The organism is Pseudomonas sp. H3_A02 (genome assembly GCF_054671965.1).
Genome location: NZ_CP162807.1, coordinates 5,836,253 through 5,856,222 on the forward strand (window position 1 = coordinate 5,836,253; position 19,970 = coordinate 5,856,222).

At 60.4% G+C, this 19,970-nt stretch carries 20 protein-coding genes; 10 read left to right on the top strand and 10 right to left on the bottom strand.

The genetic code is table 11. From position 1 onward, the window contains the following. The first annotated feature begins 20 nt into the window (after positions 1–20). Together AB4N80_RS25575 and htpX are read left to right on the top strand one after the other, a co-directional pair. Positions 21–1,232: a pyridoxal phosphate-dependent aminotransferase gene (locus tag AB4N80_RS25575; protein WP_018603142.1), complete on the top strand. Its 1,212-nt coding sequence runs from the start codon at positions 21–23 to the stop codon at positions 1,230–1,232. A 302-nt stretch (positions 1,233–1,534) separates the two neighbouring features. Continuing rightward, positions 1,535–2,422 (top strand): protease HtpX, encoded by an 888-nt coding sequence (gene htpX / locus AB4N80_RS25580; protein ID WP_003183732.1) that lies wholly within the window; start codon positions 1,535–1,537, stop codon positions 2,420–2,422. A gap of 1,038 nt (positions 2,423–3,460) precedes the next feature. Here htpX and AB4N80_RS25585 read toward each other — a convergent pair. Continuing rightward, positions 3,461–4,114: a thiopurine S-methyltransferase gene (locus AB4N80_RS25585; protein WP_122568538.1), complete on the bottom strand. Its 654-nt coding sequence runs from the start codon at positions 4,112–4,114 to the stop codon at positions 3,461–3,463. A gap of 103 nt (positions 4,115–4,217) precedes the next feature. Here AB4N80_RS25585 and AB4N80_RS25590 point away from each other — a divergent pair, with 103 nt between their 5' ends. Continuing rightward, the gene (locus tag AB4N80_RS25590; RefSeq protein ID WP_460079480.1) at positions 4,218–4,985 is read left to right on the top strand and encodes a DODA-type extradiol aromatic ring-opening family dioxygenase; all 768 of its coding nucleotides are present in this window, start codon (positions 4,218–4,220) and stop codon (positions 4,983–4,985) included. A 196-nt stretch (positions 4,986–5,181) separates the two neighbouring features. Here the strand turns inward: AB4N80_RS25590 and AB4N80_RS25595 are convergent, their stop codons facing one another. Both AB4N80_RS25595 and AB4N80_RS25600 read right to left on the bottom strand, forming a co-directional pair. Then, on the bottom strand, positions 5,182–6,855 hold the full coding sequence (locus AB4N80_RS25595; RefSeq protein ID WP_122568540.1) for a DEAD/DEAH box helicase: 1,674 nt from the start codon (positions 6,853–6,855) through the stop codon (positions 5,182–5,184). Positions 6,856–7,298: 443 nt separating this feature from the next. Then, positions 7,299–8,054 carry a spermidine synthase gene (locus AB4N80_RS25600; RefSeq protein WP_122568541.1) on the bottom strand — a complete coding sequence of 252 codons (756 nt, stop codon included), beginning with the start codon at positions 8,052–8,054 and terminating at the stop codon, positions 7,299–7,301. 142 nt (positions 8,055–8,196) lie between these two features. Here AB4N80_RS25600 and AB4N80_RS25605 point away from each other — a divergent pair, with 142 nt between their 5' ends. Further along, entirely contained in the window at positions 8,197–9,543 is a 1,347-nt protein-coding gene (locus AB4N80_RS25605; RefSeq protein WP_305491952.1) for a class II 3-deoxy-7-phosphoheptulonate synthase, read from the top strand. Positions 9,544–9,677: 134 nt separating this feature from the next. On the opposite strand, the gene AB4N80_RS25610 is transcribed toward AB4N80_RS25605, so the two are convergent. Both AB4N80_RS25610 and AB4N80_RS25615 read right to left on the bottom strand, forming a co-directional pair. Then, positions 9,678–10,907 (bottom strand): winged helix-turn-helix domain-containing protein, encoded by a 1,230-nt coding sequence (locus AB4N80_RS25610; RefSeq protein WP_122568542.1) that lies wholly within the window; start codon positions 10,905–10,907, stop codon positions 9,678–9,680. Between the two features lie 64 nt (positions 10,908–10,971). Beyond that, positions 10,972–11,190, bottom strand: a complete 219-nt coding sequence (locus tag AB4N80_RS25615) for a DUF1127 domain-containing protein (protein ID WP_053120494.1) — start codon at positions 11,188–11,190, stop codon at positions 10,972–10,974. Positions 11,191–11,287: 97 nt separating this feature from the next. Between AB4N80_RS25615 and AB4N80_RS25620 the strand changes: the two genes are divergently transcribed. Next, positions 11,288–12,142: a LysR substrate-binding domain-containing protein gene (locus AB4N80_RS25620; protein WP_027912697.1), complete on the top strand. Its 855-nt coding sequence runs from the start codon at positions 11,288–11,290 to the stop codon at positions 12,140–12,142. Here the strand turns inward: AB4N80_RS25620 and AB4N80_RS25625 are convergent. Then, complete coding sequence (locus tag AB4N80_RS25625) at positions 12,132–12,899, bottom strand: sulfite exporter TauE/SafE family protein (RefSeq protein ID WP_436278788.1); 768 nt, start codon at positions 12,897–12,899, stop codon at positions 12,132–12,134. The two genes, AB4N80_RS25620 and AB4N80_RS25625, sit on opposite strands and share 11 nt — an antisense overlap. Positions 12,900–13,028: 129 nt before the next feature. On the opposite strand from AB4N80_RS25625, the gene AB4N80_RS25630 reads away from it, so the two are divergent. From AB4N80_RS25630 to AB4N80_RS25640, 3 genes are all read left to right on the top strand, one after another. Further along, entirely contained in the window at positions 13,029–13,490 is a 462-nt protein-coding gene (locus AB4N80_RS25630) for a MarR family winged helix-turn-helix transcriptional regulator (RefSeq protein WP_305470317.1), read from the top strand. A gap of 386 nt (positions 13,491–13,876) precedes the next feature. After that, positions 13,877–14,296: an organic hydroperoxide resistance protein gene (locus tag AB4N80_RS25635; RefSeq protein ID WP_122568544.1), complete on the top strand. Its 420-nt coding sequence runs from the start codon at positions 13,877–13,879 to the stop codon at positions 14,294–14,296. Positions 14,297–14,332: 36 nt separating this feature from the next. Continuing rightward, on the top strand, positions 14,333–15,346 hold the full coding sequence (locus AB4N80_RS25640) for an alpha/beta hydrolase (RefSeq protein ID WP_305470316.1): 1,014 nt from the start codon (positions 14,333–14,335) through the stop codon (positions 15,344–15,346). Positions 15,347–15,556: 210 nt separating this feature from the next. On the opposite strand, the gene AB4N80_RS25645 is transcribed toward AB4N80_RS25640, so the two are convergent. Both AB4N80_RS25645 and earP read right to left on the bottom strand, forming a co-directional pair. Continuing rightward, positions 15,557–16,126: an elongation factor P gene (locus AB4N80_RS25645; RefSeq protein ID WP_003199385.1), complete on the bottom strand. Its 570-nt coding sequence runs from the start codon at positions 16,124–16,126 to the stop codon at positions 15,557–15,559. A gap of 48 nt (positions 16,127–16,174) precedes the next feature. After that, complete coding sequence (gene earP / locus AB4N80_RS25650) at positions 16,175–17,308, bottom strand: elongation factor P maturation arginine rhamnosyltransferase EarP (RefSeq protein ID WP_460079488.1); 1,134 nt, start codon at positions 17,306–17,308, stop codon at positions 16,175–16,177. A 121-nt stretch (positions 17,309–17,429) separates the two neighbouring features. On the opposite strand from earP, the gene AB4N80_RS25655 reads away from it, so the two are divergent. Beyond that, entirely contained in the window at positions 17,430–17,822 is a 393-nt protein-coding gene (locus AB4N80_RS25655; protein WP_122568547.1) for a hypothetical protein, read from the top strand. Between the two features lies 1 nt (position 17,823). Further along, complete coding sequence (locus tag AB4N80_RS25660; protein ID WP_122568548.1) at positions 17,824–18,306, top strand: GreA/GreB family elongation factor; 483 nt, start codon at positions 17,824–17,826, stop codon at positions 18,304–18,306. A 13-nt stretch (positions 18,307–18,319) separates the two neighbouring features. On the opposite strand, the gene cysB is transcribed toward AB4N80_RS25660, so the two are convergent. Then, a complete protein-coding gene (gene cysB / locus AB4N80_RS25665; RefSeq protein ID WP_003199376.1) occupies positions 18,320–19,294 on the bottom strand; it encodes an HTH-type transcriptional regulator CysB in 975 nt (324 codons plus the stop codon). A gap of 110 nt (positions 19,295–19,404) precedes the next feature. Beyond that, a complete protein-coding gene (locus tag AB4N80_RS25670) occupies positions 19,405–19,905 on the bottom strand; it encodes a universal stress protein (protein WP_354339691.1) in 501 nt (166 codons plus the stop codon). Positions 19,906–19,970: the final 65 nt, after the last annotated feature.

Sequence of the window (19,970 nt, forward strand, 5' to 3'; positions counted from 1 at the left end):
ATTTTCGGGAACACATCGCCATGCAGGTCAGCAAATCGAACAAGCTCGCCAACGTCTGCTACGACATTCGCGGCCCGGTGCTCAAGCACGCCAAACGCCTGGAAGAGGAAGGCCATCGCATCCTCAAGCTGAACATCGGCAACCCGGCCCCCTTTGGTTTCGAAGCGCCCGATGAAATCCTCCAGGACGTCATTCGCAACCTGCCGACCGCCCAGGGCTACAGCGACTCCAAGGGCCTGTTCAGTGCGCGCAAGGCCGTGATGCAGTATTACCAGCAGAAGCAGGTCGAAGGAATCGGCATCGAGGACATCTACCTGGGCAACGGCGTGTCCGAGTTGATCGTGATGTCCATGCAGGCCCTGCTCAACAACGGCGACGAAGTCCTGGTGCCAGCACCGGACTATCCGCTGTGGACCGCTGCCGTGAGCCTGTCCGGCGGCAACCCGGTGCATTACCTGTGCGACGAACAGGCCAACTGGTTTCCCGACCTGGCGGACATCAAGGCCAAGATCACGCCCAACACCAAGGCATTGGTGATCATCAACCCGAACAACCCGACCGGCGCCGTGTACTCCCGGGAAGTGCTGCTGGGCATGCTGGAACTGGCCCGCCAGCACAACCTGGTGGTGTTCTCCGACGAGATCTACGACAAGATCCTCTACGACGACGCCGTGCACGTGTGCACCGCCTCCCTGGCACCGGACCTGCTGTGCCTGACCTTCAACGGCCTGTCCAAGTCCTATCGGGTCGCCGGTTTCCGCTCCGGCTGGATCGCCATCTCCGGGCCCAAGCACCATGCCCAGAGTTACATCGAAGGCATCGACATGCTGGCCAACATGCGCCTGTGCGCCAACGTGCCGAGCCAGCATGCGATCCAGACGGCGCTGGGCGGCTACCAGAGCATCAACGACCTGGTCCTGCCCCAGGGCCGGCTGCTGGAACAGCGCAATCGTACCTGGGAACTGCTCAACGACATTCCCGGCGTCAGTTGTGTCAAGCCGATGGGCGCCCTGTATGCCTTCCCACGGATCGACCCGAAGGTCTGCCCGATCCACAACGATGAAAAGTTCGTCCTTGACCTGCTGCTGTCCGAGAAGCTGCTGGTGGTCCAGGGTACGGCGTTCAACTGGCCATGGCCGGACCACTTCCGCGTCGTGACCCTGCCGCGGGTCGATGACCTCGACCAGGCCATTGGCCGGATCGGCAACTTCCTCAAGTCCTACCGTCAATAAGCCAGGCAGCGTGCGAGGCGTCCTCACCTCGCACGCTGTTTGATTCAGCAACATATCCGTTCTGCCGAGTCCGTCGGGCCTTCTACACTGGGGATTGGACGGTTAACGTGCATCTGGGCTCAACGTTCACGGGGGGCAGGCAGCGCATTTCTTTTCCCTGGTCACTTTCAGAAATGTCTTTCAAACATTTAGGACGCCTGTAGGACACAGTTTGAAATAGTCGGCGAGTTGAATAGCCTGCAGCAGCACCTTATATACCCCGCATAACGCTACATCTTTAGCATGAGGAGATTTTCACAACCATGATGCGCATCCTGCTGTTCTTGGCCACTAACCTGGCGGTCGTGCTGATTGCCAGCATCACCCTGAGCCTCTTTGGCTTCAACGGGTTCATGGCGGCCAATGGGGTTGACCTCAACCTCAATCAGCTGCTGATCTTCTGTGCGGTGTTCGGTTTCGCCGGTTCCCTGTTCTCGCTGTTCATCTCCAAGTGGATGGCGAAGATGAGCACCGGCACCCAGATCATCAGCCAGCCGCGCACGCGTCACGAACAATGGCTGCTGCAGACCGTCGAGCAGTTGTCCCGCGAAGCCGGTATCAAGATGCCGGAAGTGGGTATCTTCCCGGCCTACGAGGCCAACGCCTTCGCCACGGGCTGGAACAAGAACGACGCCCTGGTCGCCGTCAGCCAGGGTTTGCTCGAGCGGTTCTCGCCCGATGAAGTCAAGGCCGTGCTGGCCCACGAGATCGGCCACGTTGCCAACGGCGACATGGTGACCCTGGCGCTGATCCAAGGCGTGGTGAACACCTTCGTGATGTTCTTCGCCCGGATCATCGGTAATTTCGTCGACAAGGTGATTTTCAAGAACGAAGAAGGCCAGGGCATTGCCTACTACGTGGCGACGATCTTCGCCGAGCTGGTACTGGGCATCCTCGCCAGCGCCATCGTCATGTGGTTCTCGCGCAAACGCGAGTTCCGCGCCGACGACGCCGGTGCACGCTTGGCCGGCACCAGCGCCATGATCGGTGCCCTGCAACGTCTGCGCGCAGAGCAAGGCTTGCCAGTGCACATGCCCGATACTCTGAACGCCTTTGGTATCAACGGTGGCATCAAGCAGGGCCTGGCACGCATGTTCATGAGCCACCCGCCGCTGGAGGAGCGTATTGACGCACTGCGTCGTCGGGGCTGACAGGTTCGAGCGTCAAGCGTAATGCTGTTCACTTAGAAAAAACGGCGCTTCTTCAGAAATGAGAAGCGCCGTTTTTTTGTTCTCTGTTTTTTAGAGTGGTGTGTATATCCGTTGCTGCGGTAACGGCCACTTAGGGTTCCGCTTTTACAGCGGGTCACTTTTGAAGAGCGCAAAAGTAACCAAAACGCTTCTGCCCCACCACTCGGTGCCTCGCCTAGGCTCGGCATGCCTGAACGAAGGCATTGCTCCGTGGGCCCGCCGCGAAGGGCCATCCATGGCCCAGCGCGGCTAACCCGGCATCCATGCCGGGTTGCCCACTGCGCAATACCTTCGTTCAGCCAGCGTGGTTAACGGGGCGCCCGAGATCAACGTCCACCGCGAAGCGGCCTGATAGCCGACCTGGTTCATGGCGGGACCGCGTTTCTCCTGTGGGATGAGTGTGAGAGCGAGCCTGCTCGCGATGGCGGTGGTTCAGTCACAAGGATGTTGGGTTTCCTGGCCTCATCGCGAGCAAGCTCGCTCCCACAGGTTTTGCGGCGTACATGGATTTTGTGTCTTCTGAAGATCCAGTGTGGGAGCGAGCTTGCTCGCGATAGCGGTGGTTCAGCTAAACAGATGCTGGCATGTATCCCGCTCTTGCTCTTGCTCTTGCTCTTGCTCTTGCTCTTGCTCTTGCTTTGGACTTTGATCTGGACGCCCCGTTAAACCACGCTGGCCGAACGCAGGCATTGCGCAGTGGGCATCCCGGCATGGATGCCGGGATAGCCGCGCTGGGCCATGGATGGCCCTTCGCGGCGGGCCCACGGAGCAACGCCGGAGTGAGGGCACACCGAGCCTTAGCGAGGTGCCGAGTGGTGGGGCAAAGCGTTTTTGGTTACTTTTGGCGCTTTTCCAAAAGTGACCCGCTGTAAGAGCGGAACCCTAAGCAGCCGTTACCGCAGCAATGGATATACACACCAAACCACACCTCTCGGAACAGATAATCAAAATCTTCAATAACGGCTTAAGTGAACAGCATTAGCCAGTGATACGGGCTCATCAATAACTGTAAATCCGATACACCCGCTCATCCAGCCGTTTCACCCCCGCCTGCAAAAACTTCCAGCTCTCCCCAAGCACATCCTGCTCCTGCAAAACCTCCAGCCGCCAGCCCTCTCCCCACAGCCGCCGCACCTCATCATCCTCGACGGAAAACGGTGGACCAGGCATTTCATCCTGGTTGTAATCCAAGGTAATCAACAAGCCGACACCGCCGGGCAAGATCCTCTGCAGGTGAGCCGCGTACCGCTCCCGCATCGGCATAGGCAAGGCAATCAACGCAGCGCGATCGTACAGCCCCGTACAATCGGCCACATCCTGCGCGCCCAGGGCAAAGAAATCACCGCAGCGAATCTCGATATCACCGGCACGGAACACCCTGAAAGCCCCCTCTTCACTCACAACCGGCTCAAGCTGATGCTCAAGAAAAAAATCAGTGGCGGCTTTTTCCGACAACTCCACGCCCAGCACCGAGTAGCCCTGATGGGCAAGCCACAGCAGATCCAGGCTTTTTCCACACAACGGCACCAGCACCCGACTGCCCCGGGCCAATCCCAGTTGCGGCCAGAAACGTTGCAGGTAAGGGTTCACCTCCGGCAAGTGAAAACCGATCTGGTTCGATGACCAGCGCTTGTGCCAAAACTCGGGCTCCATGATTCGCTCCAAAAATTCGATCAAAACAGGCTAAAACTTATATTAGATTTAGATCATAGACCTGACGGAAGATGACCCCATCTTAACGCTCAGGAGTCCCTTCATGCTGCCCAGCCTGTTTATCTCCCATGGCTCACCGATGCTGGCCTTGGAGCCCGGTGCCAGCGGCCCGGCCCTGGCTCGCCTGGCCGGTCAGTTGCCCAAGCCCAAGGCCATCGTCATCGTCTCCGCCCACTGGGAAAGCAACGAACTGTTGGTCAGCGCCAATCCGCAGCCGCGCACTTGGCACGACTTCGGCGGCTTTCCCCCCGCGCTGTATGAAGTGCAGTACCCCGCGCCTGGCGATCCTCAACTGGCAGAGCAAGTAGCCGACATGCTCAACGCCGCGCACCTGTCGGCCCGCCTCGACCCTCAACGGCCGTCCGACCATGGCGTCTGGGTGCCATTGTCGTTGATGTACCCCGAGGCCGACATCCCGGTGGTGCAGGTTTCCCTGCCCAGCCGCCAGGGACCGCTGCTGCAGACACAGGTCGGCCAGGCCCTGGCAAGCCTGCGCCAAGAGGGCGTCCTGCTGATCGGCTCCGGAAGCATCACCCATAACCTGCGCGACCTGGACTGGAACGCCGGCCCTGACAGCATCGAACCCTGGGCCAAGGCCTTTCGTGATTGGATGGTCGAGCACCTGGTGGCCAACGACGAGGCCGCGCTGCACGACTACCGCCGTCAGGCGCCCAATGCCGTACGCAGCCACCCCAGCGACGAGCACTTGTTGCCGCTGTATTTTGCCCGGGGTGCCGGTGGGACATTCAGTGTGGCCCATGCAGGGTTCACGATGGGGACGCTGGGGATGGACATTTATCGGTTCGACTGATGGACCGCGTCGCTGCAATCGCGAGCAAGCTCGCTCCCACAGGGAGTTTGTGAGCGCCGCAAATCCAGTGTGGGAGCCAGCTTGCTCGCGATTGGCCTCCACGACACTTCCCCTGAAGACACACCAAACGCCAGGCAAAAAAATCCCCGAACCAGTCGGGGATTTTTCATGTTCGATCAATCAGCCCAAGAGCCGATCAATCCTCGCGGTAGCGACGCAGCTTGAGCTGCTTGCCAGCGACGCGGGTGTCTTTGAGTTTGGTCAGCAACTTCTCCAGACCATCTTCCGGCAGCTCGACCAGGCTGAAGCTGTCGCGCACCTGAATGCGGCCGATCGCTTCGCGGGCCAGGCCGCCTTCGTTGAGGATGGCACCCAGCAGGTTCTTGGCCGCGATGCCGTCACGGGCACCCAGCGCGGTACGGCAGCGCGCACGACCTTCGGCCAACGGGATCGGAGCACGACGCTCGCGATCACCACGGTCCGGACGATCACCGGTGCGCTCGGGACGATCGCCACGCGGTGCGTTGTTCGGCACCAGGGGACGTTCCTTCTCGATTGCAGCCAGGTTCAGCGCTTGGCCATTGGTGGCCTTGCGCAGCAGTGCGGCGGCCAGGGCGCGTGGGGTGCAACCGATGTCGGCGGTCAGGCGATCGAGCAACTCACCGTGGGTCGATTCGGCGTCAGCCACCAGGGGCGACAGGCTGTTGGTCAGTTTCTTGATGCGAGCATCGAGAACGGCCTGGGCGTCCGGCAGGCGAACTTCAGCCACCTTCTGGCCAGTCACACGCTCGATCACTTGCAGCATGCGGCGCTCACGTGGGGTGACCAGCAACAGTGCACGGCCTTCGCGACCGGCACGACCGGTACGGCCGATACGGTGAACGTAGGATTCCGGGTCGTACGGCATGTCCACGTTGAACACGTGGGTGATGCGCGGAACGTCCAGGCCACGGGCCGCGACGTCGGTCGCCACAACGATGTCCAGGCGGCCATCCTTGAGGGAGTCGATCACGCGCTCACGCTGGTTCTGGGCAATGTCACCGTTCAGCGCAGCGGCTTTGTAGCCTTTGGCTTCCAGGGCGCTGGCCAGGTCCAGGGTCGCTTGCTTGGTGCGCACGAACATGATCAGGGCGTCGAAGTCTTCCACTTCCAGCAAGCTGAGAACGGCGGAAGTCTTCTGGTCGGCGTGAACCAGCAGGTGAGCCTGTTCAATCGCGGTGACGGTCTGAGTCTTGGTCTGGATCTTTACGTGTTGCGGATCGCGCAGGTGGCGCTCGGCAATGGCACGGATCGATTGCGGCAGGGTGGCCGAGAACAATACAGTCTGGCGGGTTGCTGGCAGAGCCTTGAAGATGACTTCCAGGTCATCCATGAAGCCCAGCTTGAGCATCTCGTCGGCTTCGTCGAGAACCAGGTGGTTCACGGTAGCCAGGACTTTTTCGTCACGACGCAGGTGGTCGCACAGACGACCCGGCGTGGCGACAACGATCTGCGCGCCATTACGGATAGCTTTCAGTTGTGGGCCCATCGGGGCGCCGCCGTAAACGGCCACAACGGTAACGCCAGGCATTTGCTTGGAGTAAGTTTCAAAAGCGGTGGCTACTTGCAGCGCCAACTCACGGGTTGGCGCCAGGATCAGGGCTTGCGGCTCGCGCTTGGCAGGATCGATGCGATGCAGGATCGGCAGGGCGAACGCAGCGGTTTTACCCGTACCGGTTTGCGCCTGGCCAATCATGTCGTGGCCGGCCATGATGATCGGGATCGATTGCTGCTGAATCGCCGAAGGTTCTTCGTAGCCGGTCGCAATGACGGCAGCAAGAATGTTCGGGTTGAGATTAAAAGCGGCGAAGCCGCCGGTTTCCTGGGTCATGGGTCTGCCTCTAAGTGCATCCGCAAAGACCCATGCTCCAAAGCTGCGCATGCCGTGTTGAGACTCAAGAGTCGCCCTGGCTGCTTTGTCGGCGGGGATTTGCGAAAACGAATGAATGAAAAAGAACGTCGTGGAAGCATCCGTTGTGCGGACATGCAACCGAAGCTGACTTCGGAGAATTGCGCTACCTTGACGCGGCCCGGCTAAAGGCCGGCGCGCACTATACCGGAATTCGCCCAAAAAGGGAGCTTTTTTTATCGGAAAAGCCCGATACATGGCTCTCTGCCACAAGGCCTTGGGGCAGCCAGCTAAAACGATTCATCTTTACCTGTGGGAGCAAAGCTTGCTCGCGATGCAGACACTGCGATTTCCGCAAGTACTGAGTTGTGTTCTTCGCGAGCAAGCTTTGCTCCCACAAGTTTTTTCACCCCCTGGGACGTGTATCAGGTCGCCGGGCGAATAGCCTTGATCAACGACTGCAACGAATAGCCCAGCCGCGGCGCCAGCCCTTCGGCCCTGGTGGCCAGTCCTTGCATGTCCAGCTCCTGATCCAGGTCCGCCGGCACGATCAGGATCACGTTGCCCTCCTTCACCGGCAGCTCCCAGTAATGCCGGTGGTACAAGCCGCGCAACAGCGCCGCCCCCAAGGGCTTGCCGTCGTCGGTGGCCCATTGGTTGATCACCAGCCAGCCGCCCGGGTTGAGGCGTTTCTGGCAGTTTTCCAGGAACCCCCAGGCCAAGTGCCCGACGCCTGGGCCGACATCGGTGTAAAGGTCGACGAAAATCAGGTCCGCCGGCTCCGCCGTTTCAAGCAATTCCAAGGCGTCGCCAATACGGATGTACAGTCGCGGATCGTCGTCCAGCCCCAGGTATTCGATGGCCAGGCGCGGCACGTCGGGGCGCAGTTCGATGGCTTCGACATCTTCCAGCGGCAGGAACTTGAGGCAGGCCTGGGTCAGCGTACCGGCGCCCAGCCCCAGGAACAGCGCGCTTTCCGGCTGCTCGTGACACAACGCACCGATGAGCATGGCGCGGGTGTAGTCATATTCGAGCCAGCTCGGATCGGCTGTGAACACGCAGCTTTGCTCGATGGCATCGCCGAACTCCAGAAACCGGTAATCGGCCACTTCGAATACGCGAATCATGCCGAATTCGTCGTGCACCTCGGCGAGCAAATGCTCGACGCGCTCCTCTGTCATTTCATCTCCTGATGATTGCCGTGCCGGCATGAGCCTGCGGATACGGGACAAAGGCGCGATTGTCCGCGAAGCAAGCGGAACAGGTCACGCACTAATTTGCTGATAACATGGCCGTCCGAGCGTAAATCACCTAGAGAACATGATGAGCCAACCCTGGAGCCCTGACAGCTGGCGCGCCCTGCCGATCCAGCAACAACCCCGCTACCCCGACGCCGCGCACCTGTTGCAGGTGGAGCAGACCCTGGCCAGTTATCCGCCCTTGGTGTTTGCCGGTGAAGCCCGGGAGTTGCGTCGTCAGTTCGCCGAGGTGACCCAGGGCCGGGCGTTCCTGCTGCAAGGCGGCGACTGCGCCGAAAGCTTTGCCGAGTTCTCGGCGGCCAAGATCCGCGACACCTTCAAAGTGCTCTTGCAGATGGCGATCGTCATGACCTTTGCCGCCGGCTGCCCGGTGGTCAAGGTCGGGCGCATGGCCGGGCAATTCGCCAAGCCGCGCTCGGCCAACGACGAAACCATCGACGGTGTGACCTTGCCGGCCTACCGGGGCGACATCGTCAACGGTATCGGTTTCGACGAAAAAAGCCGCGTACCGGACCCGGAGCGACTGTTGCAGTCCTACCACCAGTCCACCGCTACCTTGAACCTGCTGCGCGCCTTCGCCCAGGGCGGGTTTGCCGACCTGCACCAGGTGCACAAGTGGAACCTGGACTTCATCGCCAACTCGGCCCTGGCGGAAAAATACAGCCACCTGGCCGACCGCATCGACGAAACTCTGGCGTTCATGCGCGCCTGCGGCATGGACAGCTCGCCGCAATTGCGCGAAACCAGTTTCTTCACTGCCCACGAAGCACTGCTGCTCAATTACGAAGAAGCCTTCGTACGCCGTGACAGCCTGACCAATGACTATTACGACTGCTCGGCCCATATGCTGTGGATCGGCGACCGCACCCGTCAGTTGGACGGAGCCCATGTCGAATTCCTGCGTGGGGTGAACAACCCGATCGGGGTCAAGGTCGGCCCGAGCATGGACCCGGACGACCTGATCCGCCTGATCGACGTGCTCAACCCGGACAACGACCCCGGTCGACTGAACCTGATCGCCCGGATGGGCGCCAACAAGGTCGGCGAACACTTGCCACCGCTGTTGCGCGCCGTGCAGCGTGAAGGCAAGCATGTGCTGTGGAGCTCCGACCCGATGCACGGCAACACCATCAAGGCCAGCAGCGGCTACAAGACCCGGGACTTCGCGCAGATCCTCGGTGAAGTGAAGCAATTCTTCCAGGTCCACGAGGCCGAAGGCACCTATGCCGGTGGGATTCACATCGAAATGACCGGGCAAAACGTCACCGAATGCATCGGCGGCGCACGGCCGATTACCGAGGACGGGCTGTCGGACCGCTACCACACCCACTGCGATCCGCGGATGAATGCCGATCAGTCGCTGGAATTGGCGTTTCTGATTGCGGAGACGTTGAAGCAGGTGCGGCGGTGAGTCAGTCAGCTTTGTAGCGTTTGATTTATCGCTTTCGCGAGCAAGCCCGCTCCCACAAAGGACCTGTTGAGTTCACAAAATCGGTGACCGATTCGGTCCAATGTGGGAGCGGGCTTGCTCGCGAAAGGGCCAGTTCAGTCACCATCGATCTGCGCTAACGCCACCGCCAACCGCACCCCACCCACCCGCTGGCAATTGAGCTGAACCCGCTCCAGCCCCAACCACCGGGCCATGCGCCACAGGTTCAGCGCCAACGCCTGCATCCCCTCCTCGTCGAGCCCCGGCGCCTCCTCGTGCACAGCATGCACGGCCAGTTGCCCCAAGGCCCGCTCCGCCCGCAGATCCACCCGCGCCGCAATGCGTTCGTGGTGCAGGAACGGCAACACGTAGTAGCCGTACACCCGCTTGTGCACGGGAGTGTAGATTTCCAGCCGATAGCGAAAGTCGAACAACCGCTCGGTACGGCCGCGCTCCCAGACCAGCGAATCGAACGGCGACAGCAAGGCACTGGCGGCGACCTTGCGAGGGATTTTCACCGCGGGTCGGCACCAGGCCGGTTGTTTCCAGCCCTGCACCTCGCAGCGCAGCAGTTCCCCGGCCTCTTCCAGCTCAGCCAACCGCCCGCGACTGTCGGCCGGGTCGAGGCGAAAGTAGTCGCGCAGGTCTTTCTCGGTCGCGATGCCCAGGGCTTCGGCGGCATGTACCAGCAAGGCGCGCTGGGCCTGGGCTTCGTCCGGCAGCGGTTGCCGCAGGATCGAGGCCGGCAGTACTCGCTCCGGCAAATCGTAGAGTCGCTCGAACCCACGCCGTCCGGCCACCGTGACTTCGCCCGCCGCGAATAGCCATTCCAGCGCATGTTTCTCCGCGCTCCAGTCCCACCATGGCCCGGCCTTTTCCTGACGGGTGGATAAACTGCCGGCGCCAAGGGCACCCTGCTCCTGGACCGACGCCAGGACGCGGCGGATGACATCCTGGCGTTCCTGGCCGAAACGCGCCAGTTGCTGGTAGATCCCCTCGCCACCCGACGCCCGGTCCATGCGCCAGCGCATCAGCGGATACATCGACATCGGCAGCAGCGACGCTTCATGGCCCCAGTATTCGAACAGCGTGCGACGTCGGCCCTGGCTCCAGGCAGCTTGATCGAGCAAATCGCGAGGGTAGTGACCGAGGCGGGAAAACAGAGGGAGGTAATGCGAGCGCACCAGCGCATTGACGGAGTCGATCTGCAGGACGCCGAGGCGTTCGATCAGGCGGTTGAGGCGCGAGGGTTGCACCGAAGCTGGCGGCGACCGCCCATCGAATCCTTGGGCGGCCAACGCCAGACGCCGGGCCTGTTTGAGGGTAAAGGATACAGTCGCGGGCATGGAGATCTCCTTGTCTGCTCGCAACCTACCTCACCAATAAGGGGTTTGTGTAGGAGAGGATGGCTCATTTGTGCATGGGGTCATCCCAGAATGGCCGAACCACTTCCTGCTCTACGTCGGCACGACTCACGCCGATGTCCTTGAGCGCCTCGTCGCTCATTCCGGCCAGCAGTTCACGTTCGTGGTGCAATTCGTACCAGCGACTAAACTTGTGCAGCAAGGCGCTGATGGAAAAGCCGTGGGAGAGTTTGTCTATCAGTAGATAACCTTTTTGACCTTTCATCGTGATGTCCTCCGTTGGGGATGGCTCAAGTCTCGCGCTAACGCTAAGATCAATCCAACGAATGTTTCTTATGCAATACATCTCGGAGATTGATCAATTGTCGAGTTACCCGAGCATCGATACGGAAGTGCTGCGTACCTTTGTCGCCATCGCCGACCAGGGCGGTTTCACCCGGGCCGGGGAATTGGTCAATCGCACCCAGTCTGCCGTCAGCATGCAGATGAAGCGGCTGGAAGAAGATGTCTTGCAGCGACGGCTGTTCGAGCGTGACGGGCGCCAGGTCAAGCTCACCGCCGAAGGCCAGGTATTGCTGGGTTACGCCCGGCGGATCCTCAAGTTGCACAGCGAAGTGTTCAATACCCTGCGCGAACCGCACATGGTCGGCACGGTGCGCATCGGCACGCCGGACGACTACGTGATGCGTTTTTTGCCAGGCATCCTGCAACGCTTCGCCCAGTTCTATCCTCTGATCGAAATCGAAGTGCACTGCGAGTCGTCCAAGCAACTGCTGTTGCGCCAGGACCTGGATCTGTCCATCGTCACCCGTAAACCGGGGGACGAAATCGGCCAACTGCTGCGCAAGGAGCGCTTTGTCTGGGCCGAAGCCGCCTGCTTCAACGTCCATGAACAAACACCGCTACCGCTGGCAATGTTCAACAGTGACTGTTTCTGCCGGCAATGGGCCTGCAATGCGCTGGATGCCATGGGCCGCGATTATCGCGTGGCGTACAACAGCTCGAGCCTGTCGGCGCTCATGGCGGTGGTGGGTGCCGGCCTGGCAATCACGGCACAACTGGAAAGCCTGCTGACCCCGGACATGCGCGTATTGGGCGAGGCCGAAGACCTGCCGGAACTGCCCGAGGCCAGCATCATGCTGATCCGCAACCTGCACAACCCGTCGCCGATCACCGAGTGCCTGGCCGAACACATCGTCGAAGGTTTCAAACTTTAAAGGCGAGCAACACCGCGCACAGCACCAGGAAACCGCAGAACAGCCCGCGCAACAGCCGCTCCGGCAAGGCGTGGGCGACTTTCACCCCCCAACTGATGCTCAGCAGGCCACCGACGGCCAGCGGCAGGCCGATGCTCCAGTCCACTTCGTGGTGAAACGCATACGTGGCGAGGGTCACGCCGGTACTGGGCAACGCCAGCGCCAGGGACAAGCCTTGGGCAACCACCTGGCTGGTGCCAAAAATGCTGGTCAGGATCGGCGTGGCGACAACGGCCCCGCCGACGCCGAACAAGCCGCCCATGGTGCCGGATGCGGCTCCCAGCACGCCGAGCCATGGCCAACCATGACGCATCTGCGCCGACGCGGGTGCAGTGGCGGCGAACATGCGCACCAGGTTGTACAGCGTCAGCGCGATCAGGAACGCCACGAAGCCGATTCGCATGCTGTCCGCGTCGATCCCCACGGCCCAGATCGAGCCGAGCCAGGCAAAGCAGAAGCCCATGGAAGCCAACGGCAGGACATGGCGCAATTCGATGCGATTGCGCTGGTGATAGCGCCACAACGCAAGCATGACATTGGGCACCACCATGACCAGCGCCGTACCTTGGGCGAGTTGCTGGTCGAGACCGAACCAGACGCCCAGCACCGGAATTGCAATCAACCCGCCACCAATGCCGAACAATCCCCCAAGGGTGCCTAACACGGCACCGAACGCCACAAAAATTACAAATTCGATCACAGACGATTCCCCTTTCATCAGGACGCTTATCCTACGCAGTCGGCGCCAGCGGGGGAACGTAACATCTGATCAGAACGTCAGAATTATCTGGCGCATTAAAGGTTCGCCCGCTAGATTTGTCACGACCATTGATTGAAGGTTTTTGCCATGAGCACCCCGCGCGACACCCCCGAAGCCTGCGAAGCCCTGTTGCTCGACAACCAGGTCTGTTTCGCCCTGCACTCCACGTCGCTGCTGATGACCAAGGTCTATAAGCCGCTGCTACAGGCCCTCGGCCTGACTTATCCGCAATACCTGGCGATGATGGTGTTGTGGGAAAAGGACGGATTGACCGTCGGTGAAATCAGCACGCGCCTGCTGACCGACCCCGGCTCGCTGACCCCACTGCTCAAGCGCCTGGAAGCCGAAGGCCTGTTGAGCCGCACCCGTAGCCGTGAGGACGAACGCGTGGTGATTGTCGAACTCACCGAACAGGGCCGTGCCCTGCAGCAAAAGGCCCTCGACATCCCCCAATGCATCCTCGCCGCCAGCGGCCAGACCCTGGAGCAGTTGAAGAAGCTGCAACTGGACCTGCAGGCACTGCGCGGGCATTTGCAAGACAGCCTCTGACTTTCCCCTGTGGGAGCGGGCTTGCTCGCGAAGGCGTCAGCACATCCGATATCCCCGCCAACTGATCCTCCGCTATCGCGAGCAAGCTCGCTCCCACATTGGATTTCTGGTGTCCGCAAAAATCTGCGTCATCCAGCAGACCTTTGGGGGAGCGAGCTTGCTCGCGATAGCGGCAGCCCTGTCTACCAGATCCCTCCTCAAAAAAAATTTCAACACCACAAAGCAGCTCTAGCTCAAGGGTTACACGCCCTTTCAGCGTCTAAAATTCAACTCGCCTCGAAAATTTAACTTGCGCACTAAATATTAGCGCTATACATTTGTCTCACACCTACTTAGCGCGCAAACATTTAGCGCAATAACACCAACCCCGAAACGAGGCTCTCATCATGCAAACGCTCTACACCGCAATCGCAACCTCCACCGGCGGCCGTGATGGTCGTGCGATCTCCAGTGACAATATCCTCGACGTCAAACTCGCCACGCCCAAGGAACTCGGCGGTGCAGGCGGTGCGGCGACCAACCCTGAGCAACTGTTCGCCGCCGGCTACTCGGCTTGCTTCATCGGTGCCCTGAAATTCGTGGCCGGCCAGAGCAAACGCAAGATCCCGGACGACGCCTCGATTACCGCCCATGTCGGCATCGGCCAGATCCCTGGCGGTTTCGGCCTGGACATCGACCTGCACATCAGCCTGCCGGGCCTGGACCAGGGCGACGCGCAAAGCCTGGTGGACGCCGCTCACCGAGTCTGCCCGTATTCCAACGCCACCCGCGGCAACGTCGATGTGCGCCTGCACGTAACCGTCTGACCACCGAACCCTGGACCCGAACTTAAGGAGTTACACATGAACACGCTCAGCAAAGCCTTGACCGGCACCCTTCTCGCCCTCAGCGTCAGCAGTGCCTTCGCCGACGGCATCGTCGAACACAACACCCAGGCGTTTCTCGACGCGCTGAACGCCGGCACCGGCAAGCCACTGGAGCAGCTGTCGCCCAAGGACGCCCGCGCCGTATTGGTGGGCGCCCAGGCGGGGGTCAAACTGACCTTGCCCAAGGCCGACGTCAGCGAGAAAACCATCCAGGTCGATGGCCAGCCGATCAGCCTGACCATCGTTCGCCCCGCCGGGGTCAAGGGTGAGTTGCCGGTGTTCATGTTCTTCCACGGCGGTGGCTGGGTACTGGGCGACTTCCCGACTCACGAACGGCTGGTTCGGGATCTGGTGGCGGGTTCGGGTGCTGTCGCGGTGTTCGTCAACTACACGCCTTCACCCGAGGCGCATTACCCGGTGGCGATCAACCAGGCCTACGCCGCCACGAAATGGGTGGCCGAACACGGCAAGCAGATCAACGTCGACGGCAAGCGCCTGGCCGTGGTGGGCAACAGCGTCGGCGGCAACATGGCGGCGGTCGTGGCCTTGATGGCGAAGGACAAAGGCACACCGGCGATCCGTTTCCAGGCATTGCTGTGGCCGGTGACCGATGCCAGCTTCGAGACGGCGTCCTACAACCAGTTCGCCGAAGGGCACTTCCTCAGTAAAAACATGATGAAGTGGTTCTGGGACAACTACACCACCGATGCCGGGCAACGCGGCGAGATCTATGCCTCGCCACTGCGGGCCAGTACCGCACAACTCAAGGGCCTGCCGCCAGCGCTGGTGCAGACCGCCGAGGCCGATGTCTTGCGCGATGAAGGCGAAGCCTATGCCCGCAAGCTGGACGCGGCCGGTGTGCCCGTCACGGCGGTGCGCTACAACGGCATGATCCACGACTATGGATTGCTCAACGTGGTCAGCCAGGTGCCAGCGGTGCGCTCGGCGATGTTACAGGCGTCCGAAGAGCTCAAGCAGCACTTGAAATAACTGGGCTCCGGAGCCTTTGTGGCGAGGGCTGTGGGAGCAAGGCTTGCCCGCGATGAAAGCGGCGCGGTGCCTCTGGAATCGAGGTGTCTGTATCGCGAGCAAGCTTTGCTCCCACACAAGCTCCCGCTGTCCCCCGGTCTAACAGAAGGCAGCGCAAATAAAAAAGCCCGACTCAATGGTCGGGCTTTTTTTTCATACACAAGACTTCGCTTATTTAGCGCGGCCTTTGTAGGAACCGCCTTCGCGGGTATCGATCTCGATCATGTCGCCGATTTCGATGAAGTCGGCAACCGACAGCTCGGTACCGTTCTTCAGTTTGGCAGGTTTCATGACCTTGCCGGAAGTGTCACCGCGAGCGGAACCTTCGGTGTAGTCAACCTGACGCACGATGGTGGTCGGCAGTTCTACGGAAACCAGGCGCTCTTCGAAGAATACGGCTTCGCAGACGTCGGTCATGCCTTCTTCGATGAATGGCAGAACGCTTTCGATGTCTTCGGCGTTCAGCTCGTACATGGTGTAGTCAGTGGTGTCCATGAACGTGTAGGTGTCGCCGCTGATGAAGGACAGGGTCGCTTCTTTGCGGTCGAGGATCACGTCGTCCAGTTTGTCGTCGGCGCTGTAGACGATCTCGGTCTTGTAACCGGTCAGCAGGTTCTTCAGCTTGGTCTTCATGATCGCGCTGTTACGACCCGACTTGGTGAACTCAGCTTTCTGAACCAGCCAAGGATCGTTTTCGAGACGGATCACGGTCCCGGGTTTCAGTTCTTTACCAGTTTTCATTGCGAATATCCGAATTTGGATGGGATTTACAAAAATCTAGGCCGCGTATCATATCCAATTTCCATAAAACTTCACCAGCGCTGCGGCAAGATCGGGTCGCGAGGCCTGTTCCAGACACCACGCCTGGGCATGTTCGGCCAGTTCCTGCTGCTCTTGGCGAGTCGCTTTCCAATGTTCGGCCATGTCCTGGCCGGCATTCCAGGCCCGCCAAAGACCGCTGATCGCTTTTTCCGCCGTTTCCGAAAGCCCCTGGGTGTAGAGCCTGAGAAATGCCTCGAGCTTTTCCAGGTGGACATCTTCTTCCTGCTGGTAGATATGCCAGAGCATCGGCCGACCGGCCCATTGGGCGCGCACAAAGGAGTCTTCGCCACGCACGGCATTGAAATCACAGCACCACAGCAATTGGTCGTACTGATCCTGGCGGACGAACGGCAGCACCTGCACCGTCAGCGCGCCGCGTCGATGCGGCGCACAGGCCTTCAGGTCTTCGACCCCGAGCCACCGCTCGACATCGCCCAGCACCCGCCCTTCGGGGACCAGCACATGAAACGCCTGGGCATCGGTTGCCATCGCGTCAAACCAGCTCGCCAAACCTTCGTTCTCGTAGGCAAACAACGAGATCAGGCAGGTCTCCGGTGCCCGCTCGACGCCCAAGCCTTGCAGGAAACGGCGTTGTGCCTCGGCATCCTGCTGAAATTGCCGACGACGTTCCAGCAGACCGGCCTCACGCAGCAAGCCACCGGTTCCCTCCCGAAAGCCCGGGAAAAAGAAATATTTCTGCACGTGCTTGTATTTGACCGACGGTAAGCCGTGACAGCCGATCACCCAGTCTTCGGCGCTCAAATAATCGAGGTTCATCCACAAGGGCGTTGTCTGGCGCTCGGCCATCGCCTCCATGTAGGCACTCGGCAACTGGCAGGCAAACGCGGCGATCACCACCTCGGCGGCCTCGGTGGACGGCCAGTCCGCAGGCCAGTGGCACACTTGCACACCCTGCTGCCATTGCTCGGACAGGGTGATATCGATTTGCGGACACAGCCGTTCGAAAGCACGCAGGTCGTCGACCCACAGCCGCACCGCACATGGGTGCTCGGCCACCAATTGCCGAGCCAGGCGCCAAGTGACACCGATGTCGCCATAGTTATCGACGACGGTGCAAAAAATATCCCAGCGCACAGCCATTCCCGACTCCCCATGACAAAGGCCTGATTGTCCCGAATAAACCGATCGCGCAGAAGAGCCGACGGCGATTAATCTTCATGCGACAATCAGCGCCTGCCCATGACCCTGCCAGGAAGCAGCCATGCCCGATCACTCGACACCCTCGCGCCTTACGGCTTTGCAATTGACCTTCAGCATTGCCCTGGGCCTGTGGCTGGGGTTCCTGGCCATCGTGTTGACGGGCTGGCTGCTGTCCAGATTCCTGTTCAACGAACAACTGGCACCGGTGGCCGCCGCCGTCCATCAACTGGCGCAACCACCGGCGGTGCAACCGGCCCCGGAGCCGGAGCCGCCCGCGCCGATGTTCGAGCAGTATCAGCAGAACCTGCAACGGAACGAACAGCGCCAGGCGCTTGATCAGGCCCGCAGCAATCCGCGCAACCTGTCCAACCCCAAGTGCCAGTTCTGGTTGCAACAGGACCAGAATGCGCCCAGTGAAAAAAGCCGCGCCAACGTGCTGCAATTCTGCGAATGATATGAACAAACAGACCGTCCACCAGTTGATTCTCGACAAGCTCAAGATTGATCTCGACATCGCCGAACGCGCCGCGCAGACCGCCTACGAAACCGCGACCCACGAAGAAAACATCGCCGAAAACAAGTACGACACCCTGGGTCTCGAGGCGTCCTACCTCGCCGCCGGACAAGCCAGGCGCGTGGAAGAAATCCGCCAGGCCCTCACCCTTTGCCAAAACCTGGCGTTGAGGCCTTACGACGAGCAGCGCGGTATTCAGGTCGGCACATTGATTGGGCTGGAAGATGAGGACGGCCGCCAGCAATGGCTCTTCCTCGGGCCGGATGCGGCCGGCTTGAAGGTTTCGCTGGTGGGTCAGCCGATCACCGTCATCACCCCTCGCTCACCGCTGGGCCGAGGCCTGCTCGGCAAGTTCGAAGGGGATGAAGTCGAGATCGTGGTCGCGGGCGCCCGGCAACAGTTCGCTGTCACCGAGGCGATTTAGGCAGGTAACGCTTTTAGTGCACCGGCAGTTCGACGCCGTCGAACAGCTCTTCGAGTTCCTGCTTGTTGTGGCACTGGATGGCCTTGGCCATGACTTCCCGGGTCAGGTGCGGCGCGAATTTCTCGATGAAATCGCACATGAAACCCCGCAGGAAGGTGCCACGACGGAAGCCGATCTTGGTCACGCTGGACTCGAACAACTCGCTGGCATCCAACACCACCAGATCACTGTCGAGCTTGGTATCGACGGCCATTTTCGCGACGATGCCCACGCCCAGGCCCAAGCGGACGTAAGTCTTGATCACGTCGGCGTCGGCGGCAGTGAACACCACTTTCGGCGTCAGGCCACGATGGCTGAAGGCTTCGTCGAGCTTGGAACGACCGGTGAAACCGAACACGTAGGTCACGATCGGGTATTCGGCCAGGGCTTCGAGGGTCAGCTTCGGCAGCTTGGTCAACGGATGTCCCTGGGGCACGACCACGCAGCGGTTCCAGCGGTAGCACGGCATCATCACCAGGTCCCCGAACAACTCCAGGGCCTCGGTGGCAATGGCAAAATCCACCGTGCCGTCGGCGGCCATCTCGGCGATCTGCATCGGCGACCCTTGGTGCATGTGCAGCGCCACGTCGGGGTATTGCTTGATGAAATTGCTGATCACCGGCGGCAGCGCATAGCGGGCCTGGGTGTGGGTGGTGGCGATCGACAGGGTGCCTTTTTTCTCGTTGGAGAACTCCTGGGCGATCTGCTTGATGCTTTCGACCTTGCGCAGGATCTCGCCAGCCGTGGTGATGATACGCTCACCGGCCGGGGTCACGCGGGTCAGGTGCTTGCCGCTGCGGGCGAAGACTTCGACGCCCAGTTCGTCTTCCAACAGGCGGATCTGCTTGCTGATGCCGGGTTGCGACGTGTAGAGGCTTTGGGCAGTAGCGGAAACGTTGAGGTCGTGGTGCGCCACTTCCCAGATGTAGCGCAGTTGTTGAAGCTTCATATGTATCCCTCAAAGCAGTTGGACGCCACGGGCATCAGCGACGGTATATAACTATATGGAAGGTTTCGACAATAAATCTAGAACTTTTTATAAAACGCCATCATTTAGCCTCAAGCCTCACCCTGGCGTCGGCGCTGCACCAGGGGAACCAGGTAGACCGGCACCCGGGATAACTGCAATACCCGCGCGGCGGTCCTGCCCAAAGGGGTTTCACCGCTCGCTCCTTGGCAATGACTGCCTACGATCAGCAAATCCACAGAGAGTTTCGCAGCCTGTTCCAGGATGACCTGGGAAGGGTCGCCCTGATACACCCTGACCGACTTGATCAGTTTCAAGTCCTGTTGCCCTTCTCTCAATTCCTCACGGAAACTGTCGAGCACCCGCTGCTCGATATTGGCCATCACCGTATTCAGACCTTGGCGATGGAATTCGTTCAGCGCCTGCTCGTCGAGATAGCTTTGCAACACCGATTCGGCGAACAGCCCCATCGGTTCTACCGCATGCACCACATACAACTCGGCTTCAAACGTCCGTGCCAGCGCCAAGGCATGCTGCATCACATAAGGGGCATAAAGACCCAGGTCTGTGGCGTACAGCATCGAACGAATCATGTGACCTCCTCGCGTGCCAGAATGGCGGAGATTGATTCAGCTTAGCAGCGCCTTGGAGACTGCGA